The organism is Sinomonas atrocyanea, from assembly GCF_030811715.1.
Lineage (GTDB): Bacteria > Actinomycetota > Actinomycetes > Actinomycetales > Micrococcaceae > Sinomonas > Sinomonas atrocyanea_A.
Map to the genome: position 1 here is coordinate 1 of NZ_JAUSRH010000002.1, position 21,333 is coordinate 21,333.

Consider the following 21,333-nt stretch of genomic DNA (forward strand, 5'->3'; position numbering starts at 1 on the left):
CGGGTGCCGTGGCGGTGTTCTGTGCCTGGCCCTGGGCTCTGGGTGGGGTTGTGTGGGGGTGGGGGGGGGGGGGGGGGGGGGGGGGGGGGCCGGGCCCCCCCGCCCCCCCCCCCCGCCGCGGAAGGGTTTCAGGCGGCGGCCGGTGCCGTCTCGAGCTCGCCCTCCGGCCTCTCGGCGCGGGCGCTCCTGACGAGGAGCGTCGCGAGGGCCGCCACGACGAGCGGCACCGCGAGCGAGGCGAAATACCCGGACGGCCCGAGGCCGGTGAGCAGCAGGCCGCCGAGCGCGGAGCCGACGATCGAGCCGAGCCGGCCGATCCCGATGCCCCAGCCGGTCGCGGTGGCACGGAGCTGGGTGGGGTAGGCGTTGGCGATGAGGTAGTTCAGGGCCAGCTGCTGGCCGCCGACGCCGAAGCCCGCGAGGCCCATGAGCGTGAACACGAGCCCGAAGTTCGTCCCTGCGGCGCCGAGACCGAGGGCGATGAGGATGCCCGCGCCGAACATGCCCAGCAGCAGGGTGCGCGCGTTGACCCGCGGGAGGACGGCGGAGAGCGGGACGGCGAAAAGGATGAAGGCGCCGTTGACGGTCACCGTGCCCAGAGCGGCGGTTCCTGCGTCGAGCCCGAGGCCCTTGAGTGCCGTCGGCATCCACAGGAGCAGCAGGTACCAGGCGATCCAGTTGAAGAGGTAGATCGCCCAGACCGCGACGGTCGCGGTGCGGTACGCGGGGGAGAGGAGGGCCGCGACGGAGCCGCGCTTCTCGCCGGCGTCCTCGACCATGAGCACGGTGGCGTCGGGGACGGCCTGTCCGGTGGTGCGGGCGATGAGCGTGCGGGCGCGCCGGTCGCCCTCAGGCGCGCCCTTGGCGACGAGGAAGGCCTGCGATTCGGGCAGGAGGGCGATCACGGCGGCCAGGAGCACCACCGGGAGCGCGCCGCCGATGAGGAAGATGCCCCGCCAGCCGACCGCCGGAAGCCACGCCGCGGCGACGAGGCCGCCGATCATCGCCCCGCCGGGCAGGCCGAGGAGCACGAGCGTCATGAGGAACCCGCGGCGCCTGCGCGGGCTGAACTCGGCGGTCAAGGCGAGCAGGGCCGGGGTGGCGCCGCCCATGCCGAGGCCGATGAGGAAGCGCAGCGCCACCACCTGCCACGCGGTGGCGGCGAATGCGCCGGCCAGCGAGAAGGCGCCGAAGAGCGCGAGCGCCACGAGGATGGTGCGCTTGCGGCCGATCCGGTCCCCGAACGTGCCCAGCGTCATCGCTCCGACGGCCATGCCGATCGTGCTCGCGGTGATGACCCAGGTCATGTCGGTGGCGGAGAGCTTGAACTCGGCGGCGATGGCGGTGCCGATGAACGCGATCGACTGCGTGTCGAACCCATCCAGCAGCGCGACCAGGAAGCACAGGGCCACCGCAGCCCAGCGCCAGGGCCCCATGCGGGGATGGTCCATAGCGTCCTGGACGCTCAAGGTCTGTCTTGTCATCGTTGACTCCTCACAGCGGGGTGCGCGGAGGACGACGGCGTCCCCCGGGTTTGGCCTGCTGTGTGAGGCTATGGCGGGGGTCGGGGCGGAGAGAAATACCCGTTTGCGGGCTATTGATACGTGCCGACGATAGGTGCAAGACCTGCGCTAGTAAGCGGGGTGACCCTGGCGGTTCAAGAAGTCCGAATGGCTGACGGCACTGCTCTGAGGACCTCGGTCGTGGCGATGTTCATGCTTGCCTCGCGGTCGCGAAAGCTCTCCGCTCACAGGGCGCCTCTTCGCTCTAGCGGTTCAGCGTCCACGCCGGGGACTCCCAGGACGCCAACACCTGTGCGATTTGGGGGATGTCCTGCCGGCTAATGGCATTCGCTGACGAGCTCGACGCCTGCCGCTTTGAAGTCGCTCACATTGGTTGACCACAAATTCTCGATGAGCTGCTTCATTTTCGGGTCGGCATGATCAGCGACACCCATGAGCTGAGTCTGCAACGTGCGGAGCTTATCGATGTTGGCGGCGTCGGTGGCGTGACTCGAGGTAATCGTGCTGATGTATTGGTAGAGCGGCCCATCCTGCTTCGTCCCCGCTAGCTGGGCGCATGTTGCGAACGTCGATACGGTAAATGCACTCGGCGCGGGCGTTGGGGTCATAGTCGGCGACGGTGGCGCGCTTGTCACCGAAGACGTCGGTGAGGCGGCCGAGGTGGCGGTGGCGCTCGCGCAGGAACTCAGGGCGGCGGCAACGCCTAGGGCTGTCAGGCAGGCCGCAGTAGCCTTCAAAGCACTCCTCGCAGAATAAGAGGAAGCGTAGAAGGCTTCCGCAGATGAAAAAAGCATCTCATGCAAATGATGCTCAGGTGGTGGCGGCTCGTGGGTGAAGGAGCAACTCGCAGTCATTAGCCGACCTTTGTCCATGACGCACAGCCGGTAACTTCGAAGACCTGGCCATTTTCGAGGGTTGCCGTGGCAACACCAGACGTGATGTTGTTGTCGACTATGTCGGCTTTAGAGTCCGTCCCAGTCTTCCAAGCGTAGTAGCACCCTGCCCCGTTCGAGCCGTCTGGTCCGGTAGTCCTATAGACCCCGGGCTGGACGTCCCGGCCCACGACGTAGACGCCGCCGGTCATCTGGTTCTGAGAGACCACCGCTTGAGCCGACTTCAGCTCTTGTTCGCCTTGCGCGACCGCTGATTCTCGCGCCTGAATCGAAGCTTGCGCAGAGGCAATGGCGGCGCTCTGGGAAGCGGCAGCGTCCACTTGCAGCTGCAGGCTGTTCTGCTGCGATTCCAGCGAACCGATGCTTGCGCTCTGCGACGCGATCGTTGCGCTCTGGCTTGAGCTGGTGTCCCTCAGTGCAACATACGGCGTTGTAGTCGTGGGATCCGGCTGCACAGCCGCTGTAATGGCCCCGCCGATCGCCCCGCCCACGATAAGGGCACCGACAAGTGCCATGAGAGTTCGCGCTCCGAGGCGGTGTTTAGTGGCCACCGCATTGCCGATATCAGCCGCGTTGTAACCGAGTAGATCGGGGTCGTCAGCCGCAGGGGGAATTTCAAGAGCCGGATCGGGTTCGGGCAGGCGTGCGCTTTCCCCTGGGTTCTCTTCGTGGAGCTGGGTCATCTTCGGTTCCCTGAGTTCGATCGTGGTGCGCGGACGACTCGCATCTTGGTTCGCGAGCCCTCGACTGAGAGCATGATGTCAATTGGACATGTAAAATACAACCTTTGCGGAGGATCTTGCAGACTGCATCGCCCCGTCGGCCAGTGTGCTAGGGGAGCGCGGCGAGAGCGTTCTTCTCGATCGTGACCGCGTTTCCGTTTGCGGTCACGCCGAATACGTACGGTAGGTAAGTGGTTCCCCCGCTGGAGTTGGCGGTTTGAGGATCGAGGGTTAAGTAGTCGAAGTCCACACCGATCACCGCATTGCACCCCAACTCGTATGCCGCCTCTTTGAGTTCGGTTAGCGCCTTCCGCCTAATCTGGTCCAAAGAGGCCATCAGGCTCTTGCCCGTGTTCGTCGGTCGCCCAAACACGCCGTCCCGCCCGCGATCGATCTGCACCACCCCATCACCTGAGATGTAACCCGAATACTTCGTGATCGCGTAGCCCTCGAAGCCGAACCCCGAGGTCACAAGCATGCTGTCCAGCGACTGCTGCTTCAATTGCGCAGCTCGGTCCCGCTCCGCGTCCTCGCGTGCAGCGCGCTCTTGGTTCTGCAACTCGAACTGCTTGAAAGCGCCCACCATTTCTTCGATGCTCTGGGTGTCATCGACCTCAATGCCGCCCATCAGCCCGATCCTGTACTTGTATTCGGACTGTTTAATCCAGGTTTCAAACGAGGCGCCGTTGAGGTGGTGGTTCCTGACGATGTCTTTGGTCTTCAAGGTTGCCCTTCTGGGTGGGGGCCTGTTCAGTCAGGCCGAGTGCGGGTGCTGCGGCGAGCCGGCCAGAACCGAGGCGCCGGATGAGGAGCATGTCCCGCTCGCGGCCGAAGTCCGGCCTGGGCTGGGTGATCTGGTTGGGTGCCAACCTGCGCCGGTCTCAGTTGTACATGTCTATCAGAGGATGCCGACGCCAGCGCCGATGCTGTCGAGCCGGGCAGCGTGTCGCAGGAATGCGCGCGCAGTGCTGCTCGAAGAATCGAGTAATCTGCCTGTGGTGGCCTTGCATTGGGGGGCCCTTCACAGAAGAAGGTGGCAGCAGGAGTGGCCTCAGCGCGTCTGGGTTTCGAAGAGACCCTCATCGATCTCATCAAAGCCAGGAACCCCGTTCTTCTCGTGGAGACGCATGAGGCCGAACGAGTGCTGAAGCTGGTCCGGTCGGTAGCTCAGAACTCTGAAATCCGCCGCTCCCGGAGAGTCGCCACCTACACGCTCACGAACGGGCTTCAGGATGGTGTAGCGCCGGGTCGTCCTATGGCGCCCGACGCAGCCCTTTCGGAAGCAGCGAAAGTCACCGAGCCGACGATCTTTGTCTTCTTCGACCTTCATCACTATCTCGGTGCTGGCGGCCGTCCGGCGGAGCCCGGCGTCATCCGCTCCGTACTGGACGCGGCGCGCGAGTTCCGCGCCGGCCGGGTGCCACACACGCTGTTGATCGTTGCGCCTGCACTGCCCCTGCCCGCAGATCTCGAGAAGGAAGTGAGCGTCGTCGAACTTCCGCTTCCCGGCAAGGCGGAGATCGAGGCGGTGCTCGATGAAATCATCACGACCAACGCGGCCAACATCGTCGTGGACCTCTCTGCTGAGGACCGTGAGAGACTCCTCCAAGCGGCCCAGGGGTTGACCCTCGGCGAGGCGGAGAATGCCTTCGCGCGGGCGATCGCCTCGGACCGGCGGCTCGATGCCGATGACATCGACTTGGTCCTCGATGAAAAGCGGCAGACGATCAAGAAGTCTGGACTCCTCGAATTCATCGAACCCGCGGGCTCGATGGAAGACATTGGTGGGCTTGAGAATCTCAAGTCGTGGTTGGGGAAGCGCAAGGACTCCTGGCTGCCGGCTGCAAGCGAATGGTCGATCCCTGCTCCGAAGGGCGTTCTCATCACCGGTGTGCCGGGTTGCGGCAAGAGCCTGACTGCCAAGTGCATGTCTACGCTCTGGGGATTGCCGCTACTCCGGATGGATGTGGGCCGGGTCTTCTCGGGTCTCGTCGGTTCCAGCGAGCAGAACATGCGTGCTGTTCTGAAGCTTGCGGAGGCTGTTGCCCCGTCAATTTTGTGGATTGATGAAATCGAGAAGGGCTTTGGCTCATCGTCATCTGGCGACTCCGGGACCAGCCAGCGGGTCTTCGGCACCTTCCTCACCTGGATGCAGGAGAAGTCCAAGCCCGTCTTCGTTATCGCCACCGCGAATAAGATCGACGGTCTGCCCCCCGAGTTCCTGCGGAAGGGGCGGTTTGACGAGATCTTCTTCGTGGACCTCCCCACCCCCAAAGAGCTCAAGGAGATCTGGCGGCTCCAGCTCAGCCAGCGCTTGACTGATTCCTCGCGCGCCTCTGGCGGCCTTGTGTTGAGCGACGGCCTCCTCCAACGGCTGGCCGAGGAGAGCAACGGTTTCTCGGGTGCAGAGGTGGCTGAAGCTGTGGTGAGCGCGTGTTTCGACGCCTACTCACAAAGGCGCGCCGTGCAGGAGGCGGACCTCTTCCGCAGCATCCGCAATACGACGCCTTTGTCCAAGACCCAAGAGGAACAGATTCGACAAATTCGGGAGTGGGCAAGCGCACGTGCGGTTGCAGCGACTTCCCGGGAAGATTCCGGGGAACTCGCGCTCGTCGGTGCCTCGGCCGGACGTGACGTGACCTCATACCGCAGCGGCCGGCAGATCGAGTACTGACGATGAGCCTCGAAGTCCTCCTCATCCCACTGGGGATTGCCGCTATCGCGGCCATCAAGGAAGCACGCAGCAGCGATCTGTGCGAGAAGTGCAAGGCAACCCGGATCGAAGACCAGTCACTCCTAGTGGAAGCGCTCCAAGCACTCGGCGCGACGGACATCCAGCAAACCAACGGCAGACTGACAGCCAAGAGCCGGTTCGGGCAGCTCACTTTTGCCCGCGTGGGCAAGGCTTTTCTGGGGCGGGTGGATGGAGCCGAGAGTGCGACGCCGTCCATGCTGGCGGAACTCGATTCTGCGGTCGGTTCGATTCTCCAGTTCCGCACAGTCGAATCTGTGAGGGAACAGGCCGCGTCAATGGGACTGACCCTGATTACTCAGACTGCCCAAGACGGAACTGTCCAACTGGTCTTCGAGGAGCAGCGGTGAGCCGTCGCATCACAGTAAGCATCGGTCCAGACGGAACGATTAGCGCCGAGGTTTCGGGAGTGCCAGGGCCTGCGTGTCTTTCGTCTTACGACACGATCGGCAAACTCGTTCCTGGCGCCACAGTCGTCGACTCCAAGCTCACGAATGAGTACCACGCGACATCGATGGACTCCCCAGCGGTCCAGAATCGCATAACTGAGAACGAAAGGCTGTCATGACTCCCGAAGAGAAGCTCTGCTCGCGCTGGTGGCGCATCAGGAATTCTGCCGGGGTTCTCTGGCCCATCCTGACCGCCGGGGTCCTCGGCTGTGTGGTCTTCCTGTTCCGCGGCATCAAGTCAAAGACAACATCGTGGATCATCATGGGCGCCGTCTTCGGGCTGATCGATCTCGGCATCATGGTCGGGATGCAGTTCGTCGATATGGGGACCAAGAGCAACCCGGCCAAGACACCCGCCGCGAGCGTCATGTCCACCGTGGTGTTCGTGAACTGGGTGGCGAGCATGGTGATGGCCTTCGTGATCAACAAGAAGTGGCTTCTGTGGAAGGCCCGTCACGGTCAGCCGTGGTATGCGGGCACTCCCGCTGCACCAGCCGTCCGGACTACGTCGGCCGTCAACGCGGGCGGTCTGGCCAAAGCCTTTGACACTCCGACTGTTTCCGGGGGTCCCGCTCCTGTCGAAGTCGGACGTCCAGGCCCTGTCGACGTCAACGTAGCCTCATCCGGAGACCTCCAGCGGCTTGGCCTGGATGCACCGACCGCGGACCGCATCATTCTCACGCGGGACCAGAACCAGGGCTTTCCCAACTTTGAACAAATGGTCGCTGCCGTCGGCGTTCCGCCGCACCAACTCCTGGCTGTCCGTGAGCAGCTCGCCTTCGGTGCACGTCCCGCTGCATCCGAGCCCAGCCGTCGCCTGTTCGACTGACGATGGCAGTAATTAGGGTCTCCCGTATCCTCCACGCAACCACGGCGGAGGGGCCCGGGCTCAGGACTGCAGTTTGGTTCCAGGGCTGCAGCATCCGCTGCAAGGGGTGCATCAACCCGCACTTGTTCTCCGAACTCGGTGGCTTTGACATGGATCCTGAGAAAGTCGTGAGAGAAGCCGTAGGCCACAGGGTAGAGGGCCTCACATTCCTCGGCGGCGAGCCTTTCGACCAGGCGCCCGCTGCGGGAAATCTGGCGCGGTTGGCGCAGCAGGCGGGTCTGGGAGTCGTCTGCTTTTCGGGCTACCTCCATGAGGACTTGGCATCCCGCCCTGATGCGGACGAACTGCTGAACTGCACGGATCTCCTCGTCGATGGGCCCTACCGGGCCGACGAGCCAGAAGCGAACCGGGCTTTGGTCGGCTCGACGAACCAGCGCTTCATCCATTTCACGTCGCGATACGCAGACTTCGATCCCGTGCATACGCCTAACCGTCTGGAAATGCGGATTGCCCCGGATGGTTCGGTAGAGATGGCTGGCTTCCTGCAGCGGCGCGAACTTCAGGACTTGAGCGCCCGGCTGGGGACGAGTCGCGCGTGGCGGCGCAACACCGGCTGATCACACGTTCCGTCCCTACCCAGGGCCGGTGCACAGACCTCCCTCTTGGAAGAGGGAGCAACCGAGTTGGGGGAACACATTGAAGAAATCGCTTTCGGTTCTTGCCTTGCTGGCGATCATGGTGACTGGATGCTCAGCCACGAACCAGAGCGCGAAGCCTTCCGCCGAGCCGGCGGCGGCCACGTCTGCTCCGAGCAACGCTCCACTTCCTAATGAGGTCGGGAAGACTCTCGATAAGGCGAAGAAGGAGCTTGAAGGGCTGGGCTACAGGGTGAAGGCGACAGACACGGTCGAAGGCAAGGCGATCATCGTCAAGTCCAACTGGGAAGTCATCTCGCAGGACCCCGCAGCGGGGGCTTCCGCGCCTGAGGCCTCGACGGTCAACCTCGGAGTCAAGCATCTCAGTGCTACTCCGTCGCCGACGCCGACCCCCACACCCACCCCTACCCCCGACGTCGTGGTGGGCGTTGGCACGGGCGCGGACGTCGGAGCCGGCAACGGTTCGGTAGCGAACACCGGTGGCGGATCTGCTGAGGGGACCGGAACGTCCGGGGGCAGCAACCAGACCAACACTGATCCATACGTTGCACCAACTGTTCCGAAAGCCGGCACCATCATCTGCAAGGACGGCTACGTCTGGCCAGGGACAACACGCCAAGGCGCCTGCCATGGGCATAAGGGCATCGCGAACTAGATACGACGCAACCGCGACGCCGGTGACCCGCCCGCGTGGGCGAGTCGCCGACGTCGTGCGTGAAGCAGGAGAATTACGCCGCCGTCGACGCCCCGAGCAGCCCCGAGAGCGCGGCCGCGGAGGCCTTCAGATCGGTGACGTGCCGCCCGTCAGCCGAGGTGTCGAGGACGCCGACCGGCGCGACGAGGGCCAGCGTCGCGATGACGTTCCCGCCGGCGTCGAACACGGGGGCGGCAACGGCGGCGACCCCGTCGATCACGGCCTCGCTCACTGCAAAGCCTGCGCCAAGCGCCTCGGCGAGCTTCCGCTCAACGTCACCCCGCCCGGCGCCGAGCTTCGCCAGCGCCCGCTCCCGCGCCGCCGGTGAGCCCCACGCGAGGAACGCGAGCCCCTGCGCGGACTGCGGCCCGAGCGGCGCCCCGATCCGCACGGTCATGTTCACCGACTTCCCGGCCGGCTCCTTGGATGCGACGGCGACGGCGCTGGAACCGGTCCACAGCCCGAGCACCGCGGTCTGGCCCGTGCGCTCGGCGAGGGAGGCGAGGAGGGGCTCGGCCACATCGACGATCTTGGGCCCGGTCAGCATCGAGGCGGCGATGCCCATGATGAGGGGGCCGGGCCGGTAGTCGTTGTCGTTGATCCGCTGCAGGAAGCCCTCGGAGGCGAGGGACTGGAGGTAGCGGTGGGCGGAGGTCCGCCCGATCCCCAGCTCCTCGGCGACGTCGTTGATGCGCACCTCGTTGCGGTCCGAGCCGAACATCCGCAGGATCTGCGCGCTCCTGCTCACCACCTGCAGGCCGCCGGCCGGCGCGGCGTCGTCCCTCTCCGTTGGCATAGCCCACACTCTAGCCCGTGCCCCGCCCCGCACCGGCGCGGCCGTCACGGCTGACGCTCGACGGCGACCGTGTGCTCGGCGAGGTCGCGGTCCTTCGTCTCGGGTCCCCACAGCGCGCCGACGATGAGGCAGACGCCGCCGACGGCGAGCAGCACCGCCGGGGTGAGCTTCAGCGGCATGATCCCGGCGAGGGCGGCCATGTAGAAGGCGTAGAACGAGGGGATGATGAGCGCCAGGGAGTAGCCGACGCCGTAGCCGGTGGCCCGGATCTCCACGGGGAACCGCTCGGACATGTAGGCGCCGATGGCCCCGAAGGCCGGGATGCCGAGGAGCGCGATCGCGGTGACGGCCACGGTCGCGGCCCAGAAGCCCTTGACCGCCCCGGAGGCGAAGAGCACGAACAGCGGGATCGCGAGCAGGGAGCCGACGCCGCAGAGGACGAAGAACGCCCGGCGTCCGATCCGCTGCGAGAGCATCCCGAACAGCGGGTACGCCACGGACACCACGGCGAACGCGATGATCATCAGCGTCGAGGTCTGCACCGCGCTGAGGCCGGTGGTCGGGGCGATGGTGGGCGGCAGGATCACGATCGAAGCGTTGGAGGAGAACCACACGCCGGTCATGAGCAGGAACGCCTGCGCGAGCGGCTTGCGGTTGGGCCCGGCGAGGAGCTCCTTGAACGGGTTGACCCGCTTCGTGGAGGTGTTCTCCCAGGCCGGGCTCTCCTCGACGCCGCGGGCGTAGGCGATCGCGAAGCCGATCGAGATGACGGCGCCGACGATGAACGCGATCCGCCAGCCCCACTGCGAGTAGGCCGACGCCGGGCTGCCGGCCGGCGCGAACGTGAGCACGAGCAGGGTCAGCGCGGAGATGACCACGTAGGAGGACGGGAACCCGAGCGCGATCAGGCCCGCGTTGCGGCCCCGGTTCCGCTTCGCGGAGTGCTCCATCGCGAGCGGCACCGCGCCGGTGTACTCGCCGCCGAGGAACACCCCGCCGATGAATCGCAGCACGATCAGCGCGACCACCCCGGCGATCCCCACGCTCTGGTACCCCGGCAGCGCCGCGATGAGCCCGGTGGCCACCCCGGCGCCGGCGACGGCGACGACGGTCGCCTTCTTGCGCCCCACCTTGTCCCCGAGCCAGCCGAAGATCACCGACCCGAGGGGGCGGGCCACGAGGGTGGAGGCGAAGACGAGGCCGCCGAGGATCGCCGTCGTGGCCGGCCCGATCGAGGCGGGGGTGAAGAAGGCCATCGCCGGGGCGAGCGCGATCACCGGCAGGTAGATGTCGAACATGTCGATGAAGAAGCCGGCGCTCGCGCCGACCACCGCGCGGCGCTCGTGCCCGGATGCCGCAGTGCCCACGGCACCAGTGTGGCGGTCCATCGCGTGCGCGGTCACCGCTGGCCGCCCAGGGTGAGGGGCTCCTTGGCGCCCAGGTTGGCCACCCACGAGGTGAGGTGGGCGTAGTCGGCCCGCGGCGGGACGAAGATGTCGATGTTCACGCAGGGGCCGGAGGTCACGTCGATGTAGTGCTCCTTGCCGCGCTCCACCAGCATGAGGTCGTGCGGGCCCATGCGGTGCGCCACGCCGTCGACGTAGTAGTCGGCCTCGCCCTCGAGGATGAACACAAGCTGGTCGAAGTCCTCGTGCGAGTGGGGGCGGAGCTCGAGGCCCTTCTCCACGGTGTTCCACACGATCATGACCTCGTCCGTGGCGTAGGCCTTGCGGGTGATGCCCGGGCGGGCGACCTCGAGCGGGATGTCGTCGAAGCTGACGACTTCCGAGTAGAGCGATTCGTTGAGGGACACCGTGATCTCCTTTGACCTTGTGTTCCGATTTTCGGAACAGCTTGTGCGCAATGTGGAACGAGCGTAGCATCGTGATCACGGTCACTGTCAATGCCCCTCGAGGGGCAGAACTCCACGGAAGGACAGCAACGATGCTGAAGCCCGAAGGCCACGAGCCCGTCACCATCGACGACCCGGAGGTCGCCGCGATTCTGGACGGCGCCGTCGACCTGCACGTCCACCCGAGCCCCTCGCCGTTCCCGCGCCGGCTGCCCATCGCCGAGGCCGCATGGCAGGCGCACGAGGCCGGCTTCCGGGCGATCCTGGTCAAGAGCCACCACCACTCGATGGTCACGGACATCCGCGCCGCCTCCGAGGCGCTCGGCGGCCTGCCGATCCCGGTGCTTTCCGGGGTGGCGCTGAACAACTACGTGGGCGGCCTCAACCCGTACGCGGCCGAGCTCGCCCTCGCCCAGGGCGGCCGGATGGTCTGGTTCCCCACCATCTCCTCGCACGCCCACATCTGCGTGCACGAGGCCGAGGGCCAGAACATGCGCTTCCCCACCAACAACCTGGGTCTGCGCCACACCACCGAGATCGGCATCCTCGACGCCGAGGGCGCGCTCAAGCCCGAGGTTCTGGACATCCTCGAAGTCATCAAGGCGCACGACGCGATCATGTCCTGCGGCCACCTCGACGCCGACCAGACGGAGCGGCTCATCGAGCAGGCCTCGTCCATGGGGATCAAGCGGATCCTCGTGAACCATCCGAACTTCGTGATCGGCGCCGAGCCCGAGCGGGTGCGGCGCTGGGTGGGCCTCGGGGCGCGGATCGAGCACTCGATCTGCCAGTACGACGACCGCACCTCGTTCTACCAGTGGGGCCTCGACACCCTGCTCGGCTTCGTGAAGGCCGCCGGCGTGGAGAACACGCTCCTGGGCTCGGACCTGGGCCAGGCGAACAACCCGCTGCCGGTGGACGCCTACGCGCGCATGGTCCGCGGCCTGCTGGACGCGGGCGTGTCCAAGGAGGACGTGCGCCGGCTCATCGCGGACAACCCCGCCGACCTGCTGGGGATCTGATGGCCCTCCCTACCTCCCTGCGCGCGGTCATGGCCGAGCGCCCCGTCCTCGGCACGTTCCTGAAGATCCCGCGGTTCGAGATCGTGGACATCCTGGCCCTCTCCGGCTTCGACTTCGTGGTCTGCGACTACGAGCACTCGCAGATGTCGGTGGGGGAGGCGTGCGACGTCGTCCGTGCCGGCCGAGCGCGCGGCCTGCCGGTCCTGGTCCGGGTCCCCGCCCTGGACCGGGGCGACATCAACCGCCTGCTCGAGGCCGGTGCCGCCGGGATCCAGCTCGCCCGCGGCTCCGGCGCCGCGGCAGGGGAGCTGCGGAAGCTGGTGTCCTATCCGCCGCTGGGCACCCGGTCGGTGTCGCTGGCGCAGCCGGCGGCGGACTACGGGATGGGCGTGACCCTGGCCGGGCACTTCGAGCGGTCCAACTCGACCGTTCTGGCCGTGGGGCAGTTCGAGACCGCCGACTACGCCGACGGGATCGACGCCGCGATGGCGGCCCTGGACGTGGCGTTCATCGGGCCGGTGGACCTGTCCGTGGACCTGGGCACGCCGGGGGAGCTGGACTCCGCGCCCATGCGGGCCGCCGCCGAGGCGATCGAGGCGGCTGCTTCGGGCCGCGGGGTGCCGATGGGAATCTTCGCGGGCTCGGCGGAGGCCGCGGCCGACGCCGTGGCGCGCGGCTACCGCTATATCGTGGCGGGGTCGGACCTGACCATGGTCGCGGGCGGGGCGAGGCAGCTCAGCTCGCTGCTGGAGGCTGTCGGTTGAGCGAAGTCGGAACCGCGGACGACGGCGGGTGCCCGGCTCGCGTGGGCCGGGCTCGGCAGTTATATGGCGGGAGGGATAAACCGACGCAGATAGCTGCGAAGGGCGGGATCGCAGACGTAGACGTATGTGCCCCGCATTCCACGGGTGAGCAGAACGCCGTAGATATTGACGATGTATTCCAGTAGTTGCTCGTCTGAATACACGATGCCGAGACGAGGGTTGTTTTCCTTGCCTTTCTTGTCGTGATAGTTGCTGCGGTCGACCACGAAGCGCTGCATTGCAGGGTCATACGTCAGTTCGGGCCCAATGATCACACCCGCATAGTTGAGGTCGTACCCCTGCACCGTGTGGATTGATCCGACTTCGTTGACCGACTTCGGCGAGTTGATCCAGTCGCGGTCCGTCGAATTCCAGCGGAGCTGGCAGCCGTCAATCTCGATGTCGTAGGCTTTCGGGTTCTTCTTGCTCACCCATGGCCAGGCATACCCAGCTACTAGGCGCGCCAGATTGAACTCACGCTCCTTCTCGCGGATCTTCCCGAGCATGTCTGTCAGATCGTCGTAGAGCGCAAACTCATACTCGCCGAACCGCCGCGGCTGCGGCGCAGAATCAGTGAGCATCGACCTGACGTAGGCTACGTAGTCCTCACCCGTGTTGAGGCGCATCTGGGTCATCAGGCGGTACAGACGGTGGTCGTCCTTCGCCTCTGAGAGCAGCGATGTCATCCTCGCTCTAGGCAGGTCGGCGGGACGAACACTTTGGGCGGCGTCGACCAGGAAGATCTGGTGAGTGCTCTGCTTCCCGATCCAATCGAGCTGGGTGAGTGCGTCGTCGTCCGACCCGAACAGATGCTCGTTGATCGTCTGGAACTCCTTGTTGCGGACGCCCGAGGACTGATTCGCGCGCTGCGACAGTCGGTGGGCTTCGTCAACAATGAGCAGATCGTATGGTGTCTTGCTGGAGCCGACTTCGAACTGTGAGAGGACCATGTCCTTTGTCAGCCCAGGTGTCTTGGCGAAGACGTTCTGGATTGACTGGCGTAGTGATTGCTGAGGTACCACGAGTCCCACGCGGAAGTCGCGGAGAAGGTCGGGGTACCCTTCCAGAAAATACTCGGCGAAGATCGAGTCGCTCTCCACGACGTCTTCGTTGTGATGAGACCGGATGTCACTGAGCAGCTTCATGAGGTAGATCGCGACGATTGTCTTGCCCGTGCCGGGGTCACCTTGGATGACGGTAGTGCTCGGCCGACCATTCTCGAGGTCCTCGAAGAGGCCCTCGAGGATGTCGTTGACTGCGCCGGCCTGGTCTTGCGTCAGCGCCTTGAACGGCGACAGCTTAAAGAGGTCGCTGTTGACGATCTGAGGGATCGTCTGGCTGAACATGCCCTCCCTGCGGAGGGCCTCGAAGACCCGGTCGAATGTCTGCTGGTAGTGTCCCCGGTCGTAGTAATCGGCATCGGTGATGCCCTCGTTGCGGTTCTCCACCGTGAACTTGCCGTCGCCGGCGAAGAACCGAATGAGGTAGGACTCGAGATCGAGGCACGCTGACTTGTTGAAGCGGTCGTCCACGATGACTCGAACCGCATTGAGGGCGCCACGACCGTTCGCGATGTGTTGGTTCATGCGTGTTGCCGCGTTCAAGGACTCGCCGACGTAAATGCTGCTGTCGTTGCTGAGGGTGTAGACCACGGGCCAGTTGCGGTGGCGCGGGTCCCCGGCCGCCCAAACCTTGACGGACTCGTTTTCGAGCGTAAGGCGTTCGATCCTAAAGCTGGTCATGCTTGGTACTCCGCCCCCGGGAAAGCTCGACTGGATATCTGGCTCGAGTGATCTCGAGCTTCTCAAGCACGAGGGCCTGAGGGTCGAGACCGAGCCTGTCAGCTAGGAGCAAGCAGTAGGTCAGTACGTCGGCGAGCTCGTGACGCACGGAGGTGATCTCTTGCGGTGAGCCCCACTGAAAGCACTCGAGGAGTTCCCCAGCCTCGATGGAAATGCTCTTCGCGAGGTTCTCCGGTGAATGAAACTGCTCCCACTCTCGCTCGCGACAAACTCGCGGAGCTCCCCTATAATGCGTTCAATTCGATCTTGACTCACAGAGTCCACGCTACCAACGGCGTGCGACATTTCAGGCCAGTTGGAACACGTCGGTGCCGACTTGGGCTAGCTGAACAACCCGCTGCCGGTCGATGCCTGTGCGCGCATGGTCCGCGAGCTGCTGGACGCGCGTGCCCAAGGAGGACGTGCGCCGGCTCATCGCGGACAACCCAGCCGACCTGCTGGGGATCTGATGGTCCTCCCAACCTCGCTTCTCGTGGCCGGGTCGGCAGTTCGAGGCCGCCGACTACGCCGACGGCATCGACGCCGCCATAGGCGCACTAGACGTAAGCTTCATCAGCGTGCACCTCGGCACGCCGCGCGAGCTGCATCCCGCGCCACGCGCGCCGCGGAGGAAGTGACCGAGGCGGCCGTCGCCGCGCGCGAGGTGCCGACGGGTGTCTTCGCCAGCTCGGCGGAGGCCGGGGCCGACACCGTGGCGCGCGGCTACCGCTACATCGTCGCCGGCTCGCATCTGACGGTGCTCGCCAGCGGGGCGAGACAGTCCAGTTCGCTGCTGCCGCCGGCCCATTGGTGAGCGGAAGTCGGAGTCGCGGACGACGATGGATGCTCGGCTCGGGGGCCGGGCTCCGCCATCACGTGCCGCGCGGGATGAAGGGGCTTGTCAGGGGCTACTTGTTCACGACGACGTTGTTCAAGTAGGTGGAACAGTAGCTCAGAACGGACATGAATATGAATTTGTATCCTTGGTCGCGACCCCAGGCGCGTCGTGCTTCCTGGACCGTCGCCGCCCCGCCAGCAGGACCTTTGGAAACGGCCGGGCATGCGGATCGCGCTTGACTCAAGATGGCAGAGTCGGGATTGCCGGCAATGGTCGGAGCCACAGTTCGCAGCCTGTCGAGAATCGCGTCGTCACCGGTGCTTGAATCGGCCATAAATTCGGGACAAAACTCGACGGTCCCTGTACCGAAGATGAGCTGCAGGTCCGATTGGTACGCCTTGGGCAAGCCCTTGGCGGCAATATCGTAGGCCACCTCTTCGAAAAGCTCTCCGTCCTTCATTCGGTCGCACATTTTCTTCGCGGTTGAAATGACCTCGTCGTCGGTCTCTCGCGCCACGGTGCTTGTGCGACTTCGAACATACTCGACCCAGTCGGCCGATGCTGTGTTGGCTGTGGCAGCGGTTGTGATTCGCGGAGAGGGGCTGCTCGCGCTCGCATTCTCGGGCTGAACCGTCGGACTCGCGGTCGAGCTCGGTGGCGTCGAAGACGAGGTCGAAGTCCCAGCGCCGGCCGGTGCGGTCGTAACAGCGCCGGAGCAATTCGCCATGAGCGGCAGCAACACTGACATAGCGCAGATCGTCAGTGCTCGCCTTGCCCAGCTGCTCTCTTCGCCCCTCTTGCTTTCGCCATCTTTCTGGCCCACTGGCAGGACAATGCTGCCGTCAGCGTCGGACACTGTCAAAGCTCCGTTCCAAGAGTGTGGATTCCGACTTCATTTGACCTGATGCGAGAACCCGGAATTTGACCTGATGCGAGAGTTCGGATTCCAAGCATCATAGTGTCGCCCTACTATTCATTCTTCTCTCATGCCGCCTTTCAGTCACTTCTCGGGAACCCACGGTGCGTGCACCGGATCCCGAATCATCGCCGCCCCTTCTCGGGACATGGCGTCCAGGACTTTCCGCCGGGGGCGTAGCAGCGCGGCCCGACATAGCCGGGATATGGGTTGGTCGCAGTCGGTGCCTGCCCATAGCCCGGGGCCTTCTCGGGGCAAGGCGTCCAAGTCCGGCCGCCGGGGGCGTAACAGCGCGGACCGTAGTACCCGGGGTACGAATTTTGGGCTGGCGGCGCAACATTGCCTGGTGCCGAATACGTCGGTGCAGCCTCGGCACGGGCCCGGGCTTCCTCTTGGGCCCTCCTGGCCGCCTCAGTCGCGGCCTTGGCAGCCGCCTCCTCCGCCTTGCGCTTGGCCTCCGCGGCCGCCTTTGCCTTGGCTTCCTCGGCCCTGCGCTTCGCCTCGGCGGCGGCCTGTGCGGCACGCTTGTCCTCATCCGCCTTCACGGACGATGCACGCTTGACGAGGGCGTCGTGCCGGTCGTCTGCGGCGGCGAGTGCCCGCGTCAGCCGCCCCGTGGCGTCATTGAGCCCGTCAGCTCCGATCGCAGCGATGATGACCGCATCCCTCGCATCCTTCAACGCGCTCTCTCCGGAGCGCGCCGCAGTCACCGCGGTGAGCAGCGCGCCGGCAGCAGCCGTGATGTCCTTCGAGGATGCAGATGCCTCGGGATCGGTGGGGGCGGCGCTGAGGGTCGCGAGCTGTTCCTCGGCCACGGCCGCCGGGCTGCACGCGAGGTTATCCTGGAACAGGCCAACCTTGCGTGCCCGAGCCTCGTCCTGCGCGGCCTTCACCTGCTCGTAGTACTTCGTGTTGGGCGCGATCGAGATCGCGACCCCCAGGCCGGCACGGGCGATCGAGGCATTCACGAGCTCGTCGCCGAGGAACGTGGCCGCAAGCACCCTGTTGTACTTGTCAGTGCCCTCCTGGTCGAATCGCAGCTTGACCGTCTTCCCCGGGGGCAGCTTCTCTTCTAGGAAGCGGGTCGCCTCGGGCCCTTGGCATTCGACAATCTTGTTCGGGTGCTTCGTCTCCGGCGTGTCTACGTTCAGGAGGCGGACGGTCTTCGTCTGGCCGCCGTACTCGGCCTCGAAGGTGTCGCCGTCGACGACGCGGACCACCTTCGCATCGACGGAACCGTCAGACGAACAGGCGGCCAGCCCGGTCGCGGCGAGAAGGCCGACGAGGGCGAGCGGCAGGAGGGCGCGACGATGCGCCAGAGTGCGTAGCAAAGTGGATCCCCTAAGTGACACTTCGATCGGCCGCGGGTGCGAAGCGCAGCCGACATGACAGGTTCGATTGTACGTGCACAATCCGACAGCCCTTAGGGCTGAAAGACCCCTCCTGCGGCCCCACTGGGGACCGAGTCCGACCCCAAACCCGCCCAGACGCGCAGCGGGCCGCCCCTCCAAGGGGCGGCCCGCTGCGCGCCGAAAGGGGCGCAGCCTTGGCGGAGGCAAGAGCCCCGCTCAAACCCCCAGATAAACCGTCTTTCCCCACGTGTAGAACTCCACCGCACTGCGCCCCTGCTCCCGGAACGTGTTGGTCGAGGAGTCCTTCACCCCGCCGAACGGCACATTGAGGTCCAGCCCGGACGTGGGGCGGTTGACCTTCACCACGCCGGCCTGGGCGCGGGCCGCGAAGTCCGTCGCCAGCGCCAGCGAGTCGGTGCAGATCCCGGCCGTGAGCCCGTACCGGGACGCGTTCACGGCGGCCAGCCCCGCCTCGTAGTCGTCCACGCCGAGCACGGCGACCACCGGCCCGAAGACCTCCTCGGTCACGATCGGGTCGTCCTCCGCCATGCCAGCCAGCACGGCCGGCGGGAAGAAGAGCCCACCGGAGGGGTCGGCGTCGTGCGTCCCGGCGAGCAGCTCCGCGCCCCGCGAGACGGCGCCGCGCACCGCGTCGGAGTCCTGCGCGAACTGCGCCTCGCTCACCACGGCGCCCATCCGCGCCCCGTCGAGCCCGCCCCCGGGCGCGTACCCGCCGGCGAGCCGCACGAGCGCGGCCGTGAACGCCTCCCGCACGCCCGGGGTGACGTACACGCGCGAGGTCGCCGTGCACGCCTGCCCGGTGAGCCCGAACGCGCCGGCCGCGACCACCGCGGCGGCCGCCTCCGGGTCGGCGTCGTCGAGCACGAGCACGGCGTTCTTCCCGCCCATCTCGAGCTGCACCCGGGCCCGGCGCCCGTCCAGGATGCCCTTGAGGTGCAGGCCCACGGCCGTGGACCCGGTGAAGGACAGCCCGGCCACCCGCTCGTCGTGGGCCAGCGCCTCGCCCACCACGCGCCCGCGGCCGTGGACCACGTTGAACACCCCATCCGGCAGGCCGGCGTCCTTGAGGGCCCGGACCAGGTGCGTCGCGGACAGCGGGGTCAGCTCGGCCGGCTTGAGCACCACGGCGTTGCCGGAGATGAGCGCGGGCGCGGCCTTCCACGCCGGGATGGCGATGGGGAAGTTCCACGGCGTGATGAGCGCGAACACGCCCAGCGGCTCCCGCCGCGTGGTGATCGTGGTGCCCGGGGTACCGGAGGGCAGCACGTCCCCGGACGGGGCCCAGCCGAGCGAGCCGAAGAAGCGCAGCACGTCCGCGGCGCGCTTGACCTCGCCGCCGGCCTCGGCCAGGGTCTTGCCCTCCTCGCGCACGAGGTCCGCGGCGACCTGCCCGGCGCGCTCCTCGAGCAGGGTCGCGGCCTTGAGCAGGATCGCGCCGCGGGCCGGGGCGGGCAGCGCGGCCCAGGCGGGCTGGGCGCGCACGGCCGCGGCGACGGCGGCGTCCGCGTCCTCGGCGGTGCCGGCAGGGGAGAGGGCCACCACCTGGTCGGGGCGGGCGGGGTTGGTGCGCTCCGTGGTCGGGGTGCCGGTCCAGACGCCATCGATGAGGTGGCGGGCGACGGCGGGCTCGCGGCCCGCGCTCTCGGCTGCGGTGGCGCTGTGGTCAGTGGCGAGGGTGGTCATGGTGCTCCTTCAGAGAGGGACGTCAGGTCAGAGGCTGCGGATGAGGCCGCCGTCGCACCGCAGCGCGACGCCGGTGATGTACGAGGCGGGCGCGCCGCACAGGAACGCGGCGGCGGCGCCGAACTCCTCGGGCGTGCCGTAGCGGCGCGCGGGGATGGTCTTGCGGGACTCGAGCTGCACGTCCTCGACGGCCACGCCGCGGCGCTTGGCGGCCGCGGCGTCGAGCTCGGCCACCCGGTCCGTGGCGATGCGCCCGGGCAGCAGGAGGTTCACTGTCACGGCGTCCAGCGCCACCTCGGCTGCGAGGGTCTTGAGGTATCCGGCCAGGGCTGCCCGGCCCGTGTTGGAGACGGCGAGGTTGGGCAGGGGAGCGACCACGCCGCTGGACCCGACCGCGAGGATCCGGCCCCAGCGGCGCTCGCGCATGCCGGGCAGCACCCGGGAGACGAGGGCGTGCTGCGGGCGGACCAGGAGGTCGAACGCGCTCGCGAGCTCGTCCGCGCCCGTCGCCGCCGCCGCGCCGGGCCGGGGCCCGGGGCCGTTGAGCACGGCGATGTCCACGGGCGCCGCGAGCGCCTCCTCGGCCCGGTCCACGGCCGCGGCCGCGCCCTCGGGGCACGTGAAGTCCGCGGGGACGGCGACGGCGCCGGGCAGCTCCGCGGCGATCCGCGCGGCCTGCTCCTTGCGCCGGCCCGTGATGGCCACCCGCACCCCCTCCGCGGCGAGGGCCCGCGCGACGGCGAGGCCGAGCCCGCCCGTGGAGGCCGCGACGAACGCGGCCTTGCCCGAGATTCCGAGGTCCATCAGCGTCCTTCCGTCGAGCCGGCAGCGGCAGCCGAAACCGTGGCCATCAGGCGGCCCAGCTCCCCGAGCGCGGCGGCGAGCTCGTCCTGCAGGATGCCGGCGAGCTCCTCCGGGAAGGTAGCGGCGGGCGGGCGCACCGAGGCGTCCGCGATGAGGCCGCGCCGGCGGAACAGCTCCTTGCGCAGCGCGAGCGCGATGCGCGGCTGCTGCTCGAAGTTCACGAGCGGCAGGAACGGCGCGAAGACGGCGCGGGCCGCCTCCGGCCCGCCGTCGGCCGCGGCCCGCACGGTGGCGACGAGCGCCTCCGGCACCGAGAACCCGGTCATGGCCCCGGCGGCGCCGGCGGCGAGCTCGTCCAGCAGCCCCTGCCCGCCCAGCCCGCCGAACACGGGTACCGCGGCACCGGAGAGCCGGGCGATGTTCAGCGCAGTGGGCGGCGCCTCCGCCTTCACCGCGGCGATGAACGGGCACCGGCGCACGACGTCGGCGATCGCCGCCGCGGGCACGCTCACCCCGCTGGCGGCCGGGTAGTCCTGCAGCACGATCGCGGCGCCGGTGGCCCGGTGGATGCCCTCGAGGTGTGCGGCGAGGACGCCCGGGCTGGCCGTGTTCGCCTGCACCATGACCGCCGCGAGCCGGCCGCCGAGGGCCGCCCGGGCGGCGAGGACCTCGTCGATCGCCGGGCGGGTGCCCAGGGCCGTGACGCCGGCGACGATCGGCAGGGACGTCACCTCCGCCGCCGTCTCGAGGACGAGGGCCTTCTCCGCGATGCCGAGGGAGGCGGCCTCGCCGAAGACGCCGAGCAGGGTCAGGCCCACGGCGCCCACGGCCTCGTAGTGCTCCGCGAGCTGGGCGAGGCTGTCCGCGTCCACGTCCAGGGCGCTGCCGGCGAACGGCGTGGGGACCACGCCCCACACGCCGCGGTCCAGATGCTGCGTCATGTCCTT

22 protein-coding genes and 1 pseudogene are annotated in these 21,333 nt (G+C 67.1%); 9 read left to right on the forward strand and 14 right to left on the reverse strand.

What is annotated here, in order from left to right:
* Window positions 1-128 precede the first annotated feature (128 nt).
* From J2W21_RS02925 to J2W21_RS02940, 4 genes are all read right to left on the reverse strand, one after another.
* Window positions 129-1,484 carry an MFS transporter gene (locus tag J2W21_RS02925; RefSeq protein ID WP_307113017.1) on the reverse strand — a complete coding sequence of 452 codons (1,356 nt, stop codon included), beginning with the start codon at window positions 1,482-1,484 and terminating at the stop codon, window positions 129-131.
* A gap of 356 nt (window positions 1,485-1,840) precedes the next feature.
* Complete coding sequence (locus J2W21_RS02930) at window positions 1,841-2,131, reverse strand: hypothetical protein (RefSeq protein WP_307113018.1); 291 nt, start codon at window positions 2,129-2,131, stop codon at window positions 1,841-1,843.
* Between the two features lie 245 nt (window positions 2,132-2,376).
* Window positions 2,377-3,099, reverse strand: coding sequence for a hypothetical protein (locus J2W21_RS02935; RefSeq protein WP_307113019.1), 723 nt, complete (start codon window positions 3,097-3,099; stop codon window positions 2,377-2,379).
* Between the two features lie 148 nt (window positions 3,100-3,247).
* Window positions 3,248-3,862 carry a heavy metal-binding domain-containing protein gene (locus J2W21_RS02940; RefSeq protein WP_307113020.1) on the reverse strand — a complete coding sequence of 205 codons (615 nt, stop codon included), beginning with the start codon at window positions 3,860-3,862 and terminating at the stop codon, window positions 3,248-3,250.
* Window positions 3,863-4,171: 309 nt separating this feature from the next.
* Between J2W21_RS02940 and J2W21_RS02945 the strand changes: the two genes are divergently transcribed.
* The 6 genes from J2W21_RS02945 (at window position 4,172) to J2W21_RS02965 (ending at window position 8,479) form a co-directional block, all read left to right on the forward strand.
* Window positions 4,172-5,812, forward strand: a complete 1,641-nt coding sequence (locus tag J2W21_RS02945; protein WP_307113021.1) for an AAA family ATPase — start codon at window positions 4,172-4,174, stop codon at window positions 5,810-5,812.
* 2 nt (window positions 5,813-5,814) lie between these two features.
* The gene (locus J2W21_RS02950; protein WP_307113022.1) at window positions 5,815-6,240 is read left to right on the forward strand and encodes a hypothetical protein; all 426 of its coding nucleotides are present in this window, start codon (window positions 5,815-5,817) and stop codon (window positions 6,238-6,240) included.
* Complete coding sequence (locus J2W21_RS19760) at window positions 6,237-6,458, forward strand: DUF2997 domain-containing protein (RefSeq protein ID WP_373423056.1); 222 nt, start codon at window positions 6,237-6,239, stop codon at window positions 6,456-6,458. The genes J2W21_RS02950 and J2W21_RS19760 overlap by 4 nt, the downstream gene beginning before the upstream one ends.
* Window positions 6,455-7,168, forward strand: coding sequence for a ComEA family DNA-binding protein (locus J2W21_RS02955; RefSeq protein ID WP_307113023.1), 714 nt, complete (start codon window positions 6,455-6,457; stop codon window positions 7,166-7,168). Before J2W21_RS19760 ends, J2W21_RS02955 begins: the two co-directional genes overlap by 4 nt.
* Window positions 7,169-7,170: 2 nt before the next feature.
* Window positions 7,171-7,785 (forward strand): 4Fe-4S single cluster domain-containing protein, encoded by a 615-nt coding sequence (locus J2W21_RS02960; RefSeq protein WP_307113024.1) that lies wholly within the window; start codon window positions 7,171-7,173, stop codon window positions 7,783-7,785.
* A gap of 79 nt (window positions 7,786-7,864) precedes the next feature.
* Entirely contained in the window at window positions 7,865-8,479 is a 615-nt protein-coding gene (locus J2W21_RS02965) for a PASTA domain-containing protein (RefSeq protein ID WP_307113025.1), read from the forward strand.
* Window positions 8,480-8,552: 73 nt separating this feature from the next.
* Here the strand turns inward: J2W21_RS02965 and J2W21_RS02970 are convergent, their stop codons facing one another.
* Genes J2W21_RS02970 through J2W21_RS02980 form a run of 3 tightly spaced genes read right to left on the reverse strand, consistent with a single transcriptional unit; the run spans window position 8,553 to window position 11,127 of the window.
* Window positions 8,553-9,314, reverse strand: coding sequence for an IclR family transcriptional regulator (locus J2W21_RS02970; protein ID WP_307113026.1), 762 nt, complete (start codon window positions 9,312-9,314; stop codon window positions 8,553-8,555).
* A 44-nt stretch (window positions 9,315-9,358) separates the two neighbouring features.
* On the reverse strand, window positions 9,359-10,681 hold the full coding sequence (locus tag J2W21_RS02975; RefSeq protein ID WP_307113027.1) for an MFS transporter: 1,323 nt from the start codon (window positions 10,679-10,681) through the stop codon (window positions 9,359-9,361).
* Window positions 10,682-10,713: 32 nt separating this feature from the next.
* The gene (locus tag J2W21_RS02980; RefSeq protein ID WP_307113028.1) at window positions 10,714-11,127 is read right to left on the reverse strand and encodes a cupin domain-containing protein; all 414 of its coding nucleotides are present in this window, start codon (window positions 11,125-11,127) and stop codon (window positions 10,714-10,716) included.
* A 131-nt stretch (window positions 11,128-11,258) separates the two neighbouring features.
* Between J2W21_RS02980 and J2W21_RS02985 the strand changes: the two genes are divergently transcribed.
* Both J2W21_RS02985 and J2W21_RS02990 read left to right on the forward strand, forming a co-directional pair.
* Window positions 11,259-12,188 (forward strand): DUF6282 family protein, encoded by a 930-nt coding sequence (locus J2W21_RS02985; protein ID WP_307113029.1) that lies wholly within the window; start codon window positions 11,259-11,261, stop codon window positions 12,186-12,188.
* Window positions 12,188-12,952, forward strand: a complete 765-nt coding sequence (locus J2W21_RS02990; RefSeq protein WP_307113030.1) for an HpcH/HpaI aldolase family protein — start codon at window positions 12,188-12,190, stop codon at window positions 12,950-12,952. The genes J2W21_RS02985 and J2W21_RS02990 overlap by 1 nt, the downstream gene beginning before the upstream one ends.
* 59 nt (window positions 12,953-13,011) lie before the next feature.
* On the opposite strand, the gene J2W21_RS02995 is transcribed toward J2W21_RS02990, so the two are convergent.
* Both J2W21_RS02995 and J2W21_RS19765 read right to left on the reverse strand, forming a co-directional pair.
* The gene (locus J2W21_RS02995; RefSeq protein WP_307113031.1) at window positions 13,012-14,733 is read right to left on the reverse strand and encodes a DUF2075 domain-containing protein; all 1,722 of its coding nucleotides are present in this window, start codon (window positions 14,731-14,733) and stop codon (window positions 13,012-13,014) included.
* Window positions 14,720-15,078, reverse strand: a pseudogene (locus tag J2W21_RS19765) (nucleotide pyrophosphohydrolase). The gene J2W21_RS02995 and the pseudogene J2W21_RS19765 overlap by 14 nt, the downstream one beginning before the upstream one ends.
* Before the next feature lie 328 nt (window positions 15,079-15,406).
* Between J2W21_RS19765 and J2W21_RS03005 the strand changes: the two are divergent.
* A complete protein-coding gene (locus J2W21_RS03005; RefSeq protein WP_307113032.1) occupies window positions 15,407-15,586 on the forward strand; it encodes a hypothetical protein in 180 nt (59 codons plus the stop codon).
* A 94-nt stretch (window positions 15,587-15,680) separates the two neighbouring features.
* On the opposite strand, the gene J2W21_RS03010 is transcribed toward J2W21_RS03005, so the two are convergent.
* The 5 genes from J2W21_RS03010 to J2W21_RS03030 all read right to left on the reverse strand — a co-directional run bounded on the left by J2W21_RS03010 (window position 15,681) and on the right by J2W21_RS03030 (window position 21,327).
* Window positions 15,681-16,127 carry a DUF732 domain-containing protein gene (locus J2W21_RS03010; protein ID WP_307113033.1) on the reverse strand — a complete coding sequence of 149 codons (447 nt, stop codon included), beginning with the start codon at window positions 16,125-16,127 and terminating at the stop codon, window positions 15,681-15,683.
* Between the two features lie 524 nt (window positions 16,128-16,651).
* Complete coding sequence (locus tag J2W21_RS03015) at window positions 16,652-17,857, reverse strand: thermonuclease family protein (protein ID WP_307113034.1); 1,206 nt, start codon at window positions 17,855-17,857, stop codon at window positions 16,652-16,654.
* Window positions 17,858-18,094: 237 nt separating this feature from the next.
* Window positions 18,095-19,582: an aldehyde dehydrogenase family protein gene (locus J2W21_RS03020; protein ID WP_307113035.1), complete on the reverse strand. Its 1,488-nt coding sequence runs from the start codon at window positions 19,580-19,582 to the stop codon at window positions 18,095-18,097.
* A 27-nt stretch (window positions 19,583-19,609) separates the two neighbouring features.
* Complete coding sequence (locus J2W21_RS03025; protein ID WP_307113036.1) at window positions 19,610-20,386, reverse strand: SDR family oxidoreductase; 777 nt, start codon at window positions 20,384-20,386, stop codon at window positions 19,610-19,612.
* Entirely contained in the window at window positions 20,386-21,327 is a 942-nt protein-coding gene (locus J2W21_RS03030; protein ID WP_307113037.1) for a dihydrodipicolinate synthase family protein, read from the reverse strand. The genes J2W21_RS03025 and J2W21_RS03030 overlap by 1 nt, the downstream gene beginning before the upstream one ends.
* Window positions 21,328-21,333 lie beyond the last annotated feature (6 nt).